This is a genomic window from Stenotrophomonas sp. GD04054, assembly GCF_029836955.1.
In the GTDB taxonomy this organism is placed as follows: Bacteria; Pseudomonadota; Gammaproteobacteria; order Xanthomonadales; family Xanthomonadaceae; genus Stenotrophomonas; species Stenotrophomonas maltophilia_A.
Genome location: NZ_JAOECR010000023.1, coordinates 35988 through 53434, shown reverse-complemented (window position 1 = coordinate 53434; position 17447 = coordinate 35988). Strand labels below are relative to the sequence as shown.

The window sequence follows — 17447 nt, the reverse complement described above, 5'->3', positions numbered from 1 at the left end:
GTACGGAATAAGAAGACGTGTCGAACTGGCCTCTACTCAGTGTCCTCATCTGGCTGCCGATCATCGGTGGTGCCCTGATCCTTGCGATCCGTGATGCGCAGACCGCCCGCTGGGCGTCGCTGGGCGTAGCGGTGCTGACGTTCGTGGCGAGCCTCTCGCTGCTGAGCGGCTACAACGCGGGCATCGACGGTCTGCAGTTCGTCGAGACCCATGCCTGGATCCCGGCGTACAAGATCGGCTACAACCTGGGCGTGGACGGCATCGCCGTGGCGCTGATCCTGCTGACTACCCTGGTCAGCGTGCTTGCCCTGATCGGCGCCTGGAGCGCCATCGACAAGCGCGTCAACCAGTACGTGGCCGCCTTCCTGATCCTGGAAGGCGTCACCGTCGGCATCTTCGCCGCGACGGACGCGATGCTGTTCTACGTGTTCTTCGAGGCGATGCTGATCCCGATGTTCCTGATCATCGGTGTCTGGGGTGGCCCGCGCCGCATCTACGCAGCATTGAAGTTCTTCCTGTACACCTTCCTCGGCTCGGTGCTGATGCTGGTGGCGCTGATCTACCTGTACATGAAGGGCGGCAGCTTCCAGCTGGCCGACCTGTACGCGCTGCCGCTGTCGGCCAAGGAACAGACCTGGATCTTCTTTGCCTTCCTGATCGCCTTCGCGGTCAAGGTGCCGATGTTCCCGGTCCACACCTGGCTGCCGGACGCCCACGTGGAAGCGCCGACCGCCGGTTCGGTGATCCTGGCCGCCATCGCCCTGAAGATCGGTGGCTACGGCTTCCTGCGCTTCAACCTGCCGATCGTCCCGGACGCGTCGCAGGAATGGGCGTGGCTGGTGATCGCGCTGTCGCTGATCGCGGTGATCTACGTCGGCCTCGTCGCCCTGGTGCAGGACGACATGAAGAAGCTGATCGCCTATTCGTCGATCGCGCACATGGGCTTCGTCACCCTGGGCACCTTCATCGCGTTGTGGCTGGTGCGTGAAGCCGGCAACGCCGATGCCGCCCGCCTGGGCCTGCAGGGCGCCATGGTGCAGATGATCTCGCACGGCTTCGTGTCCGGCGCAATGTTCTCCAGCGTTGGCGTGCTGTACGACCGCATGCACAGCCGCCGCATCGCCGATTACGGCGGCGTGGTCAACGTGATGCCCTGGTTTGCGACCTTCGCCATGCTGTTCTTCATGGCCAATGCAGGCCTGCCGGGCACCAGCGGTTTCGTCGGCGAGTTCATGGTCATCCTCGCGGCCTTCCAGCGTAATCCGTGGATCGCGCTGGGCGCGGCCACCACCCTGATCATCGGCGCCGCCTACACCCTGTGGCTGTACAAGCGCATCTTCTTCGGCGAAGTGGCCAACAGCCACGTTGCCGAACTGAAGGACATCAACGGCCGCGAATGGCTGGTGCTGGGCGTGTTCGCCATCGGCGTGCTGGCCTTGGGCATCTACCCCAAGCCGCTGACCGACCTGATGGAGCCCTCGATCGCGAAGCTGGCGATGCAGATCGCATCCAGCAAGCTGCTGTAATTCCAGGATTTGATGATGACCACCTCGCCGCTGCTGCCATTGACCGCCGCTGACCTGCCACCGCTCGCTCCCGAGCTGGTGCTGATCGGCAGCGCCTTCGCCCTGATGATCCTCGACCTGTTCGTCAGCAACCGGAACAAGATCGTCACCCACCTGTTCTCGCTCGCTGCGCTGGCCGTGGTGCTGTTCATGCTGGCCACCGGCGTGGGCGGGCAGGGGGAGGTCTTCCATGGCATGTTCGTGCGCGATACCGCCGCGGACGTGATGAAGACCGGGATCGTGCTGCTCAGCGGCCTGACCCTGGTCTACGGCTGGCGCTACCTGCGCGACCGCAACCTGTTCCAGGGCGAGATCCCGGTGCTGATCCTGTTCGGCACCGCCGGCATGATGATCCTGGTCTCGGCGGGCAGCCTGCTGATGGTCTACCTGGGCCTGGAACTGCTGGCGCTGTGCTCCTACGCGCTGGTTGCCAGCAACCGTGAGAACGGCCTGGCCTCGGAAGCGGCGATGAAGTACATCGTGCTGGGTTCGCTGGCTTCTGGCCTGCTGCTGTACGGCATGTCGCTGATCTACGGCGCCACCGGCAGCCTGCACCTGGACGTCATCCGCGAGGCCATCCCGCACTCGGAAGAGCGCGTGCTGCTGATCACCGGTGCGGTGTTCATGATCGCCGGCGTCGCCTTCAAGCTGGGTGCCGCGCCGTTCCACATGTGGCTGCCGGACGTGTATCAGGGTGCCCCGGCACCGATCGCACTGTTCATCAGCTCGGCGCCGAAGCTGGCCGCCTTCGGCATGGCCTACCGCCTGCTGGAAATGGGCGTGGGCCCGCTGTCGACCGAACTGCAGCTGCTGATCGCCGGCCTGGCCGCAGTCTCGCTGGTCATCGGCAACCTGATGGCCATCGCGCAGAGCAACCTCAAGCGCATGCTGGCGTTTTCCACCGTCTCGCACATCGGCTTCCTGCTGATGGGCATTGCCGGTGGCGGCTCGCAGGGCTATGCCGCCGCACTGTTCTACGCACTGGCCTACGCCATCATGTCGACCGCCGCCTTCGGCGCGATCATCGCGCTGTCGCGTGCCGGCTTCGAAGCCGAGAACATCGAAGACTTCAAGGGCCTCAATGCCCGCAACCCGTGGATGGCTGGCCTGGTGCTGTGCATCATGGCGTCGCTGGCTGGCATCCCGCCGTTCCTGGGCTTCTGGACCAAGCTGGCGGTGCTGGGCGCGGCCGTCAACGGTGGCCTGCTGTGGCTGGCCATTCTCGGCGTGCTGTGTGCCGTGGTCGGCTGCTTCTACTACCTGCGCGTCATCAAGGTCATGTACTTCGATGAGCCGGTGGGCGAGGCCATGCCGCGCAGCAATGACCGCGTGCTGGGCCTGGTCCTGGGCGTGAACGCGCTGGCGCTGCTGGCGCTGGGCCTGGCATGGAACCCGATCATGGTCTGGTGCCAGCAGGCATTTGCGCATCTTGCATAAAAGTTGACACAAAGCTGCGCGATTCGTGTAATATGCGCAGCCTGAGTTGTCACTGCAGCGGTTCAGCCAGAACATCGTTGCGGTAGCCCTCCTCGAAAGAGCAGGGCAGCAGTTCAAACACTTCCGGTGCGGGGTGGAGCAGTCTGGCAGCTCGTCGGGCTCATAACCCGAAGGTCGCAGGTTCAAATCCTGCCCCCGCTACCAACTTCATATCGGCGCCAACCGGTTTGATGAATGAGGGAAGGCTTGCATGTTTTGAAGCATTCACTCATAATTCCGCTTCTGATGCGGGGTGGAGCAGTCTGGCAGCTCGTCGGGCTCATAACCCGAAGGTCGCAGGTTCAAATCCTGCCCCCGCTACCAAGTAAACAGTTCGCCTTCGAAGTCCTGCTTCGAAGGCGTTTTTCTTTGGGGTTCCGCATTTTTGTAGAGTCGAGCCATGCTCGACTGCCGGTGCGGCAAGGCCGGCCCAAGCCTTGCACCAGCGCGGTGCAGTCGCTATCATCAGCGGCCTAGCAATACCCCTGAAGGCGGCCTCCCAGCGGGAGTCCGGACCCGGAAGGAGGGCCGCAACCGGCAGGCACTGCAGGTTGCAACCGGAATCCAGTCACCGGAGTCTTTCCGGAAAAGGGGCCCAACGGGCCCTTTGTCGTTTCCGGGGCGTCATGTTTCCACGCCGGCCAAGGCCGGCACCCAACCATAGAGATCAAGGCAGGCTGTGAGCGACAAGGCAACCGACATCGCGAATCTGCTCGCCCCGACCGTTGTGTCGCTGGGCCTGGAGCTGCTGGGCGTTGAGTATCTGCCGGCCCCCGGCGGTGCGACCCTGCGCCTTTACATCGACGTGCCGCTGGCTGAACAGCCCGAGCGCATCATCAATGTCGACGACTGCGAGCGGGTCAGCCGCGAAGTGTCGGCACAGATGGACGTCGAAGACCCGATCAGCGGCAACTACACGCTGGAAGTGTCTTCGCCGGGCGTCGATCGTCCGCTGTTCAACCTGGAGCAGTTCGGCCGTCACCTCGGCGAAATGGCCAAGGTCACGCTGAAGCTGCCGCAGGACAACCGTCGCCGCCTGCAGGGCCGCATCGAAGCCATCGACGAGACCGCAGGTGCCATCACCTTCATCGTCGACAAGGCCGAAGTGGTCGTGTCGGCCGACAACATCGACAAGGCACGGATCATGCCCGACTGGGTGGCGCTGGGGCTGGCCCCGAGCAAGCCGACCGGTCCGGCACCGAAGCGTCCGAAGCCGAACAAGAATTCTTCTTCCAACGAGCCGGCGGCAAAGAAGCCGCGCGCGGAGTGAGCCAATGAGCAAGGAACTGTTGCTGGTAGTCGACGCAGTCGCCAACGAGAAGGGCGTGCCGCGTGAAGTGATCTTCGATGCCATCGAGGCCGCCCTGGCCTCGGCAGCGAAGAAGCGCTATCCCGACGAGGAAGTGCTGACCCGCGTGGTCATCGACCACAAGGATGGCAGCTACGAAACCTTCCGTCGCTGGGAAGTGGTGGCCGATGACGTGGTCATGGAATCGCCGGACCGCCAGATCCGCCTGATGGACGCCGTCGATGAAGCCGAAGGCGTGGACGTCGGCGACTACATCGAAGAGCAGATCGAGAACCCGGACTTCGGCCGCATTGCTGCCCAGGCCGCCAAGCAGGTCATCGTCCAGCGCGTGCGCGAAGCCGAGCGCCAGCAGGTCGTGGATGCATGGAAGGATCGCGTGGGTGAGCTGATCACCGGTGTGGTCAAGCGCGCCGAGCGCGGCAACATCTATGTCGACCTCGGTGGCAACGCCGAAGGCTTCATCCCGAAGGACAAGGGCATTCCGCGTGACGTGCTGCGCGCCGGTGACCGCGTGCGCGGCTATCTGGCCGAAGTCCGTTCGGAACCGCGTGGCCCGCAGCTGTTCATCAGCCGCGCCGCCCCGGAATTCATGATCGAGCTGTTCAAGCTGGAAGTGCCGGAAGTCGGCCAGGGCCTGGTGGAAATCAAGGCCTGCGCCCGCGATCCGGGCGACCGCGCCAAGATCGCCGTGCTCGCCCACGACCAGCGCACCGATCCGATCGGTGCCTGCATCGGCATGCGCGGTTCGCGCGTGCAGGCCGTGTCCAACGAGCTCAATGGCGAGCGCGTGGACATCGTGCTGTGGAACGACAACCCGGCCAACTTCGTCATCAACGCGATGGCGCCGGCTGAAGTGCAGTCGATCATCGTCGATGAAGACAAGCATTCGATGGACCTGGCCGTTGCCGAAGACCGCCTGGCCCAGGCGATCGGCAAGGGCGGCCAGAACGTGCGCCTGGCCAGCCGCCTGACCGGCTGGCAGCTCAACGTGATGACCCAGGACCAGGTCACCGCCAAGTCGGAGGCCGAGCAGGCTTCGGCCCGCCAGCTGTTCATGGACAAGCTGGAAGTGGACGAGGAAATCGCCGGCATCCTGGTGAGCGAAGGCTTCGGCACCGTCGAGGAAATCGCATATGTCCCGGTCGGCGAACTGCTGGCCGTGGAAGGTTTCGACGAAGACATCGTCGAAGAGCTGCGCGCTCGTGCCCGCGATGCGCTGCTCAATGAGGCCCTGGCAGTCGAGGAAGGCCTTGAAGACGGCCAGCCGGCGCAGGACCTGCTGTCCCTGAAGGGCATGGACGAAGCCACCGCGTATGCGCTGGCCGGCCACGGCGTGCGCACCAGTGAGGACCTGTCCGACCTGGCCGCCGACGAGGTCATGGACTTCGGCATCGAAGGGCTGGATCAGGCGCGCGCCGCTGCGCTGATCCTGGCCGCACGTGCCGAGGAGATCGCCCGACTGGAACGCGGCGAATGAGCCGGCAATGAACAGGGCCCTGAGCCGCTCAGGGCGTAGAATCCGCGCCACCTCCAGATGCGGGGGGGCGCCCACAAGATCATAGGATCCGAATGTCGCAGCAAACCACCATCCGCAAGCTTGCCGAACTGGTCAACACGCCGGTCGAAAAACTGCTGGAACAGCTGGCCGGTGCCGGCATGAAGTTCAGCGGTCCCGACCAGGTCGTGACCAGCACCGAGAAGGTGAAGCTCCTGGGCTTCCTTCGTCGTTCGCACGGCAAGCCCGAGCAGGCCCCGGAAGAAACTGATCAGTCTGCAAAGAAGATCACGCTCAACCGCCGGAAACAGCAGGAAGTGACGGTCAGTTCCGGTCGCAGCAAGACGACCGTGAATGTCGAGGTGCGCCAGAAGCGTACCTACGTCAAGGATGGTGCTCGCGCCATGACCCCGGACGAAGAGCGCGCCGACATCCTGCGCAAGCTGGAAGAGTCGCGTGCGCGCAACCTTGCCGAACAGCAGGCCCTGGCCGAGAAGGATCGTCTGCGCGACGAAGCCATCGTCCGTGCCCGTGAGGAAGAGGTTGCGGCCAAGGAACGCGCAGAGGCCGAGAAGAAGGCCGCCGAGGAAGCTGCGGCCGCCGCCAAGGCTGCCGAGGCGCTGGCTGCCAGCAAGCCCAAGCGCGCTCCGATCGATGAAACCGCGCCGCGCCCGCCGCGTGCTCCGGCCGCCGCTCCGGCTGCGCCGCGCAGCGCTCCGCCGCCGCCGCGCAACGACGACCGCAACAACCGCAGCGCGCCGCGCAACGAGCGTGGCCCGGGCGACCGTTTCGCCGGCCAGATGCACCTGTCGGCTGCCGACCGCGCGCGTCGTGGCAACAGCAACAACAGCAACACCCGTGGTCGTCCGGGCGGGCGTAACCAGGCCGGTGGCCGTCGCGACATGTCGCGCGGTGGCAACAATGCAGGTCCGCACGCCTTCGAGCGTCCGACCGCGCCGGTGGTGCGTGAAGTGGCGATCGGCGACACGATCACCGTGGCCGACCTGGCGCAGAAGCTCGCGCTGAAGGGCGGTGAGGTGGTCAAGGCGCTGTTCAAGATGGGCGTGATGGCCACCATCACCCAGTCCATCGACCATGACACCGCCGCGCTGGTGACCGAAGAACTCGGCCACAAGGCGATCCGTGCCAACGACAACGACGCCGAAGACGCACTGCTGGCCTCGACCGGTGAAAACCAGGGCGAAGCCACCCAGCGTCCGCCGGTGGTCACCATCATGGGCCACGTCGACCACGGCAAGACCTCGCTGCTGGATTACATCCGCCGCACCAAGGTCGCCACCGGCGAAGCCGGCGGCATCACCCAGCACATCGGTGCCTACCACGTGGATACGCCGAAGGGCGTGATCAGCTTCCTGGATACCCCGGGCCACGCGGCATTCACCTCGATGCGTGCGCGCGGCGCCAAGCTGACCGACATCGTGGTGCTGGTCGTGGCCGCCGATGACGGCGTCATGCCGCAGACCAAGGAAGCGATCCAGCACGCCCGTTCGGCGGGTGTGCCGCTGATCGTGGCGATCAACAAGATCGACAAGTCCGACGCCGACCCGATGCGGGTCAAGAACGAACTGCTGTCCGAGCAGGTCGTGGCCGAAGACTTCGGTGGTGACACCCAGATGGTGGAAATCTCGGCCAAGACCGGCCTGGGCATCGACGACCTGCTGGACGCCATCTCGATCCAGGCCGAACTGCTGGAACTGAAGGCCGTCGACGAAGGCCGCGCTTCGGGCGTGGTGATCGAATCGTCGCTGGACAAGGGCCGTGGCCCGGTCGCCACCGTGCTGGTGCAGCAGGGCCGCCTGAAGAAGGGCGACTACCTGGTGTGCGGCATCCAGTACGGCCGCGTGCGTGCGCTGTTCGACGAAACCGGCAAGCAGCCGGAGTTCGCCGGCCCGTCCATCCCGGTGCAGGTCCTGGGCCTGTCCGGTGTGCCGGAAGCGGGTGATGACTTCGTGGTCGTCGAGGACGAGCGCCTGGCCAAGGACGTTGCCCAGCAGCGTGAGACCAAGCGCCGTGAATCGCGCCTGGTCGCCACCGCCGGCAGCCGCATGGAAGACATCATGGCGACCCTGGGCAAGGGCGAGGGCCAGCAGGTCCTCAACCTGGTCATCAAGGCCGACGTGCAGGGTTCGGTGCAGGCCCTGAGTCAGGCACTGGTCGCGCTGTCCAACGAAGACATCCGCATCAACGTGATCCACTCCGGCGTGGGCGGCATCACCGAATCGGACGCCAACTCGGCGGCCGCTTCGAAGGCCACCGTCATCGGCTTCAACGTGCGTGCGGACGCTTCGGCCCGTCGCATCATCGAATCCAACGGCGTCGATCTGCGTTACTTCTCGATCATCTATGACGTGATCGATCAGGTGAAGCAGGTGGCTTCCGGTCTGCTGGGCGTGGAGATCCGCGAAGAGATCATCGGTATCGCCGAGGTCCGCGACGTCTTCCGCAGCTCCAAGCTGGGCGCCGTGGCCGGCTCGATGGTCATCGAGGGCGTGGTCAAGCGCAACAAGCCGATCCGCGTGTTGCGCGACAGCGTGGTGATCTTCGAGGGCGAGCTGGAATCGCTGCGTCGCTTCAAGGAGAACGTCGAGGAAGTCCGCAACGGTACCGAGTGCGGTATCGCGGTGAAGGCCTACAACGACGTCAAGCCGGGCGATCAGATCGAGTGCTTCGAGCGTATCGAAGTGCCGCGCACCCTGTAATGTGGTGTGGCCCGACCAACGGTCGGGCCCTACCAGGGTAGAGCCCGGTAGGGCCCTGCCATGCTGTAGAACTCGGCCAACGGTCGGGTACCATGTAGATGTAGTGCCCGACCGTTGGTCGGGCGACAACTGAACCAAGAGCTCCTCGTGCCCAAGACTTTCCATCGAACCGACCGTGTCTCCGCCCAGCTGCGCCGTGAACTCGGCACCCTGGTGCACAACGCCGTGCGCGAGCACGGGTTGCCCTCGGTGAGCGTGTCCGACGTGGAAATCACCCGCGACATGGCCCATGCCAAGGTATTTGTCACCGCGCTGATGCCGGAACGTTCGGCTGAAGCCGTGGCCGGCCTGAAGGAACTGGGCTACCGCCTGCGCATGGACCTGGCCCGTGCGATGAAGCTGCGCCACGTGCCGGAGCTGCATTTCCACTACGACGACTCGGTCGACCGTGGTGAGCACATCGACAACATCCTGCGCGATCTGCCTGATACGTTGGCCGCTGAGAAGCGTCGCGAGAGCGACGAAGAATAACCGCGCGACGCCGGGCATGCCCGGCGTTGTTGCATTCCGGCTGCGCGATGTCTGATGCAGACCGCGCTGCAGCAGTCGAGCATGGCTCGGCTCTACAAAATCCTGTCATGACCCGAATTCAGTTCCGCCGCCTGGATGGCATCCTGCTGCTCGACAAGTCGACCGGCATGAGCTCCAACGCCGCCCTGCAGGTGGCCCGTCGCCTGTTCCGTGCCGAAAAGGGTGGCCATACCGGCAGCCTCGATCCGCTGGCCACCGGCCTGCTGCCGCTGTGCTTCGGCGAGGCGACCAAGATTGCCGGACTGTTGCTCGGCTCGGCCAAGGCCTACGACGCCGAGATCATGCTGGGCCAGACCACCGACACTGACGATTCCGAAGGCCAGGTGCTGCTGCAGCGCCCGGTGCCTTCGATCAGTGCCGAGGCCCTGCAGGCGGCGCTGGCGCCGCTGACCGGCAGCATCCGCCAGCGTGCTCCGATCTATTCGGCACTGAAGCAGGGTGGGGAGCCGCTGTATGTGAAGGCCCGCCGTGGTGACGTCATCGAAGCGCCGGAGCGTGAGGTGCAGGTGCATGCCATCGAGGTGCTGGAGCAGCAGCCCGAGCGGTTGCGGCTGCGCGTGACCTGCGGCTCCGGCACCTACATCCGCAGCCTGGCCCGCGACCTGGGCGAGGCGCTGGGCTGCGGTGCCCACATCAGCGCGTTGCGCCGGCTGTGGGTCGAGCCGTTCCGTGAACCGGCGATGGTCACCCTGGACCAGCTGCGGGCGATGGTCGAGGCAGGCGACGAGGCCGGGATGGACGCGCTGCTGCTGCCGCTGGCGGCCGGCCTGGCTGAATACCCGCGGGTCGACCTGGATGCCGACCAGGCCCACCGCTTCTGCGTCGGCCAGCGCCAGCGCGACCTGTCCTGGCCGCATGGCCTGGTGGCCGTGTTTGGCCCGGACGATGCTGTCCAGGGCCTGGGCCAGGTCGATGACAGTGGCCTGCTGGCCCCGCAGCGTCGTTTCAACCTCTGACCTGGGCCGGGCGGTTCAGCCCCGGTCCTTGTCCCGGAAGCCCCCGACCGTTACAATTTCGCGGCCGTTTTCCGGCAGCCTGCCTCGCGCAGGTTTCATCCTCGTAGTCCATGGCGAGCCTGGCGGTGCGCGAAGCGCGTTCCTGCCGGCCACGCATCACAGAGAAAAAAGAAATGTCGATCGACACCCAGAAGGTCATTGAAGACAACAAGCGCAGCTCGGCTGACACCGGCTCCCCGGAAGTCCAGGTTGCACTGCTGACCGCCCGCATCGAACTGCTGACCGGCCACTTCAAGACCCACAAGAAGGACCACCACAGCCGCCGCGGCCTGCTGCAGATGGTCAACCGCCGTCGCAGCCTGCTCGACTACCTGAAGAAGAAGGACGTCGAGCGTTACAAGGCCCTGATCGAGAAGCTTGGCCTGCGTCGCTAAGCAACGAATCCCCCGCGGCGCAGCGATGCGCCGCGGTTTTGTTTTGTAGCACCGCAATCCCCGATTCAGGCCGGAACGATCCGGCCACCCGCTGGCGGCAAGGGTCGCCGACGGTCCAAATTCGCAGACAGCATCCCCAAGGACACCCTCCGTGGCAAAAATCACCAAAACCTTCCAGTACGGCAAGCACACCGTCACGCTCGAGACCGGCGAAGTCGCCCGTCAGGCCAGCGGTGCCGTCATCGTCAAGATGGACGACACCGTACTGCTGGTCACCGCCGTCGCCGCCAAGAGCGCGCGCGAAGGCCAGGACTTCTTCCCGCTGACCGTCGATTATCAGGAAAAGTTCTACGCCGGCGGCCGTATCCCGGGTGGTTTCTTCAAGCGTGAAGGCCGTGCGACCGAGAAGGAAACCCTGATCTCGCGCCTGATCGACCGTCCGATCCGTCCGCTGTTCCCGGAAGACTACAAGAACGAAGTGCAGATCATCGCCACGGTCATGTCGCTGAACCCGGACGTGGACGGTGACATCCCGGCCCTGATCGGCGCCTCGGCTGCCCTGGCCCTGGCCGGCACCCCGTTCATGGGTCCGATCGGCGCTGCCAAGGTCGGCTACAAGAACGGCGAGTACATCCTGAACCCGACCGTCAGCGAACTGGCTGACTCGCAGCTGGAACTGGTTGTCGCCGGTACCTCCAACGCCGTGCTGATGGTCGAATCCGAAGCCGCGCTGCTGTCCGAAGAAGTGATGCTGGGCGCCGTGACCTTCGGTCACCGCGAAATGCAGAAGGTCATCAACGCGATCAACGAGCTGACCGTCGAAGCCGGCACCAAGCCGTCGACCTGGGAAGCCCCGGCCAAGAACGACGCGCTGATCTCCGCCCTGAAGGAAGCCATCGGCCCGCGCCTGGGCGAAGCCTTCCAGGTGCGTGACAAGCTGCAGCGCCGTGACGCCATCTCGGCGATCAAGAAGGACGTGGTTGAAACCCTGGCTGGCCGCGTGGCCGCTGAAGGCTGGAACCCGGCCGAGCTGTCGAAGGAATTCGGCGAGCTGGAATACCGCACCATGCGTGACTCGGTGCTGGACACCAAGGTCCGTATCGACGGCCGTGCGCTGGACACCGTCCGCCCGATCGCCGTGAAGACCGGCGTGCTGCCGCGTACCCACGGTTCCTCGCTGTTCACCCGCGGCGAAACCCAGGCCATCGTGACCATCACCCTGGGCACCGCCCGTGATGGCCAGGTCATCGATGCCGTTGCCGGTGAGTACAAGGAAAACTTCCTGTTCCACTACAACTTCCCTCCGTTCTCGGTGGGTGAGTGCGGCCGCATGATGGGCCCGAAGCGCCGCGAAATCGGCCACGGTCGCCTGGCCAAGCGCGGCGTGCTGGCTGTCATGCCGTCGCTGGAAGCCTTCCCGTACACCATCCGCGTCGTCTCGGAAATCACCGAGTCGAACGGTTCCTCGTCGATGGCATCGGTCTGCGGTTCGTCGCTGGCCCTGATGGACGCCGGCGTGCCGGTGAAGGCGCCGGTTGCCGGTATCGCCATGGGCCTGGTCAAGGAAGGCGAGCGTTTCGTCGTCCTGTCCGACATCCTGGGTGACGAAGATCACCTGGGCGACATGGACTTCAAGGTGGCCGGTACCGCTGAGGGCATCTCCGCCCTGCAGATGGACATCAAGATCGAAGGCATCACCGAAGAGATCATGAAGCAGGCCCTGCAGCAGGCCAAGGCTGGCCGTCTGCACATCCTGGGCGAAATGGCCCACGGCCTGACCGCTCCGCGTGAAGAGCTGTCGGACTACGCGCCGCGCCTGCTGACCATCAAGATCCACCCGGACAAGATCCGCGAAGTGATCGGCAAGGGTGGCTCGACCATCCAGGCCATCACCAAGGAAACCGGCACCCAGATCGACATCCAGGACGACGGCACCATCGTCATCGCTTCGGTCAATGCCATCGCTGCCCAGGCCGCCAAGGCCCGCATCGAGCAGATCACCTCGGACGTCGAGCCGGGCCGCATCTACGAAGGCAAGGTCGCCAAGATCATGGACTTCGGTGCGTTCGTCACCATCCTGCCGGGCAAGGACGGTCTGGTCCACGTGTCGCAGATCTCCAGCGATCGCGTCGAGAAGGTCGGCGACGTGCTGAAGGAAGGCGATGTGGTCAAGGTCAAGGTGCTGGAAGTCGACAAGCAGGGCCGTATCCGCCTGTCGATGAAGGCCGTGGAAGAAGGCGACGCCGCCAGCGCCGAGTAATCGACCTCCGGTCGATTACGGTAGGTGTCAACCTTGGTTGACACGCTTCTGGAATCGCTGAATTGAAAAAGCGGGCTTCGGCCCGCTTTTTCTTTGCCTCGCTGTTATGAAGAACCGCGCACCCAGGTCGTTGCATGTCCTGCCGCAGTGCACGAGAGGCGCTACGCAGCCATCGTTCTGTCGCGGTTGCGCGGATCGCAGCTGTCCACTGGACGACATGCCACGACAACCGTCCCGCAGCCCCATCCGTTTGCTAACGTGGCTGCGCCTTCGAACCGGGAGATCCCATGTTCCGCCAGACTGTGGCTGCCCTTGCCGTGCTGATTGCCGGTGCCTTGCCCATAGCCGTGCATGCGGCACCCGCGCAGCCGCCGATCTTCGGTGCCTACTACCCCGGTGGTTCTGCCGAGCGCTACCCGGTGTCGAGCATTCCGGCCGAGCGCCTCACCCACCTGTTCTACGCGTTCTCCACCATCGAGGACGGGCGCTGCACGATCGCTGCGGAAGCGCCGAAGAATTTCGCGGCGCTGGCCGAGCTGAAGAAGGCGCACCCGCATCTGCGCACGCTGATCTCGATCGGTGGCTGGGGCGCAGGTGGATTCTCCGATGCAGCGCTGACCGAGGGCAGCCGCAAGCGCCTGGTCGACTCATGCATGGCGCTGTTCTTCGATCGTCATGCTGGCAGTTTCGATGGCGTGGACATCGACTGGGAGTTCCCGGTCAGTGGCGGGCCAAAGGAGCTGGCACACCGCCCGCAGGACCGCGCCAATCTGACCCGGCTCGCGCAGGCGTTCCGCGTGGCCCTTGATGCGCATGGCCGCAAGGCGGGGCAGCCGATGCTGTTGACCGCCGCACTGGCCGCCGGTCGCCTGCAGACCGATGGCCCCTACGATCCAGCGGCAAGCTATGACCTGCCGGCGCTGGCCAAGGTGTTCGATTTCATCAACCTGATGAGCTACGACATGGGCACCGGCTTCTCATCGGTGTCGACGTTCAATGCGCCCCTGCATGAAGTACCGACCGATCCGCTGGCGCCGGAACTGCGGCGCTGGAACAACGTTGCCGGCGCGGTGCAGTACTACCGCGAGCGCGGGGTGCCAGCCCACAAGCTGGTGCTGGGTGTGCCGTTCTACGGGCGCGGCTTCAAGGTCACCGGCGATGCGCCGGATGGGCTGTACCAGTCCTACAGTGCACCGGCCGATGCCGGCGACTGGCGCGTGATCAAGGCGCGCTATCTCGACCAGCCGGGCTGGACGAAGCACTGGCAACCACAGGCGCAGAGCCCGTGGCTGTACAACGCCGAGCAGAAGGTTTTCATCAGCTATGAAGACCCGCGCTCGATCGGCCTGCGTGCGCAGTTCGCCCGCGAGCAGGGCCTGGCCGGCGTCTTCATGTGGGAGCTGACCGGCGACGACGAACAGGCCGGCCTGCTCAACGCCATGCTGGGCCCCTGGCAGAAGGCACGCATCGGCGATTGAGCTGCATCAGGCGATGTCCGGCGCAACGCCGCAACGCCATCGGCCCGACCCCGCACAGCATGTCCATGCCCGCAGCGCTACGCTGCGGGCATGATCCATCTCGAACGCCTGGACCATCTGGTCCTCACCGTCGCCGACATCGACCGCAGCTGTGATTTCTACCAGCGCGTGCTCGGCATGCAGGTCGTGCGCTTCGGCGCCGGTCGTACCGCGCTGCAGTTCGGCCAGCAGAAGATCAACCTGCATCCGGCCAGCGCCCCGCTGCAACCGCATGCGCTGCGGCCCATGCCGGGCAGCGCCGATCTGTGCCTGGTCACGCGCACGGCGACGACCGATGTGCTGGCTCACCTGCAGGCGCAGTCCGTTGCAGTGAAGGAGGGGCCGGTCGCACGTACCGGCGCGCTGGGGCCGATCGAATCGGTGTACTTCCGCGACCCGGATGGCAACCTGATCGAAGTGAGTCGTTACCCCGGCGAGGCATGATCCTGCTTGGGTAGCGTCAAACTTGCTCGACGGAGCTTGGCGCGAGATCAACAGCTGTCGAGCATGCTCGACGCTACAGGGGGCGTTGCGCGTAACGGTCGGTAGCGCCGGGCCATGCCCGGCGACGGCTCAGTTGGCCCAGACGCTGTTGGGGTCGCCATTGCGGGCGCGGCGTTGGCTGGCCACAGCCAGGCGGGCGAAGCCGAAGGCCATGGCCAGCGCGATGGCATCGACCCAGAACAGCGGCCAGTGGCCACGCGCGGCAGCACGCCACAGCCAGTCACCATTGAGCGCGCCATGCAGGATCGGCACCAGTGCGGTACTGATCGCCGCCGCCCACAGCAGTTCGCGTGCCGCCTGCGCCGGGCGTCGCAGCGCGGCCCACAGCGCACAGGCCGCCCAGCTGCCGAAGCAGGCCCAGCGGATGCCGTGGTCGACCGCGGACGGTGCCAGCCGCTCCAGCACCAGCGCGGTGACGAACGCGACCGAGATCGCCACGCACAGGCCGATGCACACGCCGACCGTGGCCCGCGCCATGTTCACACCGGCGCGTGGCTGCTGCGGCTGGCGACGCTTGCGCCGCGATTCGATCCACAACAGGTTGCCGGAGTAGAACAGGAAGGCACCGCCAAGGCCGAGCAGGAAGTACAGCCAGACCACCACGCCGTTGCCGAACTCGCCAAAGTGCAATGCGTAGGCCGCGCTGAGCGTGGCGTGGTTGGCGTCGCGCTGGCCCGGCAGCTGGGAGGCCAGGACGTTGCCGGTGGCCACGTCCAGTGCCACCGCGCCGAGCGGGCCGAGCGTGCCGGTGGATTCGCCGGTGATCTCGATGGTGGCATTGGCATCGCCGGCGTTGGCCAGCTTCAGGTAGGTCGGCTCGAAGTTGGCCACGCCTTGTGCACGGGCGACTTCAAGCGCGCGTGCATGCAGCACGCGCAGGCTGCCCGGCGGCGCCGGAATGCCGCTGGCGTCGCGCACCGGCGCGGTGTCCATCGCCGTCGGCACCGCCTGCAGGGCCTTGCCGTCGTAGATCAGCGGGTTGAGCAGGGCCATCTGCACGAACACCAGGCAGAGCAGGGCGCCAGTGACCGCGAACATCAGGTGGAAGGGCAGGCTGAGCACGCCGATCACGTTGTGCGCGTCCTGCCACAATTGTTTCAGGTTGCGGCCCGGACGCAGTGCGAACAGATCACCGAACAGCTTTGGCAGGTGGATCACCAGGCCACTCAGCAGTGCCATGCCATACAGCAGGCTGACGATGCCCATCACGTAGATGCCGGCCACCGGCAGGCCGAGGCTGTAATGCAGCTCGTTGACCAGTTCGGCCAGCCCGGTCTGTGGCGGCGTCGGGCTGCCGGCGATCTGTCCCGGCCAGGCGTAGCGCCAGCTGCCGTCATCGGCCTGCCAGTAGGCCAGTGGCTGCGGGTGTTCGGTGCCGGGGAAGGTCATGCCGACGTGGCGGCGCGCTTCCGGATGCGCGGCAAGCACGTCCTCCAGCAGGTACTGCGCGTCGTCCAGGCCGGCGGGGAGTGCGGTGGCTGCACCGGGCGTCTGCCACAGCGGCAGGTCGTGGTGGAACAGGGTCAGCGCACCCGCGTAGAAGGCCACGAACAGGCCGAAGCCGGCGACCAGGCCGACCCAGGTGTGCAGGGTGGTGAATGTGCGCAGCGTCTGTGAGCTGAACTTCATGGGGTGGGTCTCATTGCACCGCGCCGGTCAGGCGCAGCAGCCCGAGCGCGGCAAAGCCGACGGCGGCACTGCCGGCCAGCACCAGCCAGGCGCGCAGCGCGCTGCGGAAACTGAACGCCCACAGGGCGGCCAGCATCCACAGCGGGATGAAGGCGATGAGGGTCGGCACCAGCGCCCGTTGCCACGGGCCGGGCGGCAGCCACGCCAGCAGGCCGGTGACGGCGGCGGCCAGGAGGAAGCCGGCCACGATGCCGGCGAAGGCGCGCGGCCACATCACGGCGACTCCGTACCGGGGCGGTGCCAGGCCGCCAGCGCCGGCAGCAGCATGGCGGCCAGCATCCAGGTGCACAGCATCGCCACCAGGCCGGCGGCAAAACCGAGCTCGGCCATCCACAGCCACAGCGCGGCGGCAGCGGCGACCAGGCCGATCTGGCGGCCAAGGCGGCCGGCACGGCGCAGGCGCGGCCAGCGGCAGTGCGGCGAGGCGGCATAGAACGCCAGCGCCGAGAACATCGCCGCCAGCATGCCCAGGCTGCAGAAGCCGAGCGTGGAAAGGCCGACGGTGATCATCGCGGGCGGCCAGCGTGGCAGCGGGCCGGCGAACGCGGGGCACGGGCGGGGCCGGCGGGAGCCGGTCGGAGCGGGTGGCGCATCACGGGGTCCTGGGGGAAAGCGGGCAGGCTGGCACAGGGCGGCCTGCGCCGACATGGTAATCATTGCAATTTCACGCCGCCAGCGAGACCCATTCAGCGGACCGTACGGTAGCCCTTGGGCTTTCCCCTGCGCTGGTTTAAGATCAGCGTAGAACCCTGACTGGAACAAGGTGGCCCGCGCCCAGCGCCGGCCGAGCGTGCGACATGAGCACTACCACCGCCCACTGTTGACCTGCCCCCGAAGGCCCTGTGTTCCAGGCGCCCTCGCGGCGCTTTTTTATTGCCCGGGCGCCGCCCCGGGAACGCTTTCCAGCCCGCCCAGCGGGCCCCGCACGAAG

At 65.9% G+C, this 17447-nt stretch carries 14 protein-coding genes and 2 tRNA genes; 13 read left to right on the top strand and 3 right to left on the bottom strand.

Annotated features, from left to right (window positions below; genetic code table 11):
• Positions 1–17 precede the first annotated feature (17 nt).
• From N7573_RS12500 to N7573_RS12440, 13 genes are all read left to right on the top strand, one after another.
• On the top strand, positions 18–1526 hold the full coding sequence (locus N7573_RS12500) for an NADH-quinone oxidoreductase subunit M (RefSeq protein WP_024958700.1): 1509 nt from the start codon (positions 18–20) through the stop codon (positions 1524–1526).
• Positions 1527–1541: 15 nt separating this feature from the next.
• On the top strand, positions 1542–3002 hold the full coding sequence (gene nuoN / locus N7573_RS12495) for an NADH-quinone oxidoreductase subunit NuoN (protein WP_032128648.1): 1461 nt from the start codon (positions 1542–1544) through the stop codon (positions 3000–3002).
• Between the two features lie 127 nt (positions 3003–3129).
• Positions 3130–3206, top strand: a tRNA-Met gene (locus tag N7573_RS12490).
• Positions 3207–3288: 82 nt separating this feature from the next.
• Positions 3289–3365 (top strand) — tRNA-Met (locus N7573_RS12485).
• A 355-nt stretch (positions 3366–3720) separates the two neighbouring features.
• Positions 3721–4311, top strand: coding sequence for a ribosome maturation factor RimP (rimP, locus tag N7573_RS12480; RefSeq protein ID WP_164080648.1), 591 nt, complete (start codon positions 3721–3723; stop codon positions 4309–4311).
• A 4-nt stretch (positions 4312–4315) separates the two neighbouring features.
• A complete protein-coding gene (gene nusA / locus N7573_RS12475) occupies positions 4316–5827 on the top strand; it encodes a transcription termination factor NusA (protein ID WP_005410449.1) in 1512 nt (503 codons plus the stop codon).
• Positions 5828–5919: 92 nt separating this feature from the next.
• Positions 5920–8565: a translation initiation factor IF-2 gene (gene infB / locus N7573_RS12470; protein WP_032128650.1), complete on the top strand. Its 2646-nt coding sequence runs from the start codon at positions 5920–5922 to the stop codon at positions 8563–8565.
• 147 nt (positions 8566–8712) lie between these two features.
• Positions 8713–9096 (top strand): 30S ribosome-binding factor RbfA, encoded by a 384-nt coding sequence (gene rbfA / locus N7573_RS12465; protein WP_005410447.1) that lies wholly within the window; start codon positions 8713–8715, stop codon positions 9094–9096.
• A gap of 107 nt (positions 9097–9203) precedes the next feature.
• Positions 9204–10112, top strand: coding sequence for a tRNA pseudouridine(55) synthase TruB (truB, locus tag N7573_RS12460; protein WP_032128651.1), 909 nt, complete (start codon positions 9204–9206; stop codon positions 10110–10112).
• A 173-nt stretch (positions 10113–10285) separates the two neighbouring features.
• Complete coding sequence (rpsO, locus tag N7573_RS12455) at positions 10286–10546, top strand: 30S ribosomal protein S15 (protein WP_005410445.1); 261 nt, start codon at positions 10286–10288, stop codon at positions 10544–10546.
• Between the two features lie 151 nt (positions 10547–10697).
• Entirely contained in the window at positions 10698–12806 is a 2109-nt protein-coding gene (gene pnp / locus N7573_RS12450) for a polyribonucleotide nucleotidyltransferase (protein WP_121504563.1), read from the top strand.
• 287 nt (positions 12807–13093) lie between these two features.
• Positions 13094–14284, top strand: a complete 1191-nt coding sequence (locus N7573_RS12445; protein ID WP_279913699.1) for a glycoside hydrolase family 18 protein — start codon at positions 13094–13096, stop codon at positions 14282–14284.
• Positions 14285–14374: 90 nt separating this feature from the next.
• Positions 14375–14767, top strand: a complete 393-nt coding sequence (locus tag N7573_RS12440) for a VOC family protein (protein ID WP_279913700.1) — start codon at positions 14375–14377, stop codon at positions 14765–14767.
• Between the two features lie 129 nt (positions 14768–14896).
• Here the strand turns inward: N7573_RS12440 and N7573_RS12435 are convergent, their stop codons facing one another.
• From N7573_RS12435 to N7573_RS12425, 3 genes are read right to left on the bottom strand one after another with little or no spacing between them, the layout of a single operon-like run.
• Positions 14897–16456: a PepSY-associated TM helix domain-containing protein gene (locus tag N7573_RS12435; protein ID WP_279943169.1), complete on the bottom strand. Its 1560-nt coding sequence runs from the start codon at positions 16454–16456 to the stop codon at positions 14897–14899.
• A gap of 10 nt (positions 16457–16466) precedes the next feature.
• Complete coding sequence (locus N7573_RS12430; RefSeq protein WP_279912814.1) at positions 16467–16730, bottom strand: hypothetical protein; 264 nt, start codon at positions 16728–16730, stop codon at positions 16467–16469.
• Entirely contained in the window at positions 16730–17026 is a 297-nt protein-coding gene (locus tag N7573_RS12425) for a hypothetical protein (RefSeq protein WP_005410439.1), read from the bottom strand. The genes N7573_RS12430 and N7573_RS12425 overlap by 1 nt, the downstream gene beginning before the upstream one ends.
• Between the last annotated feature and the right edge of the window lie 421 nt (positions 17027–17447).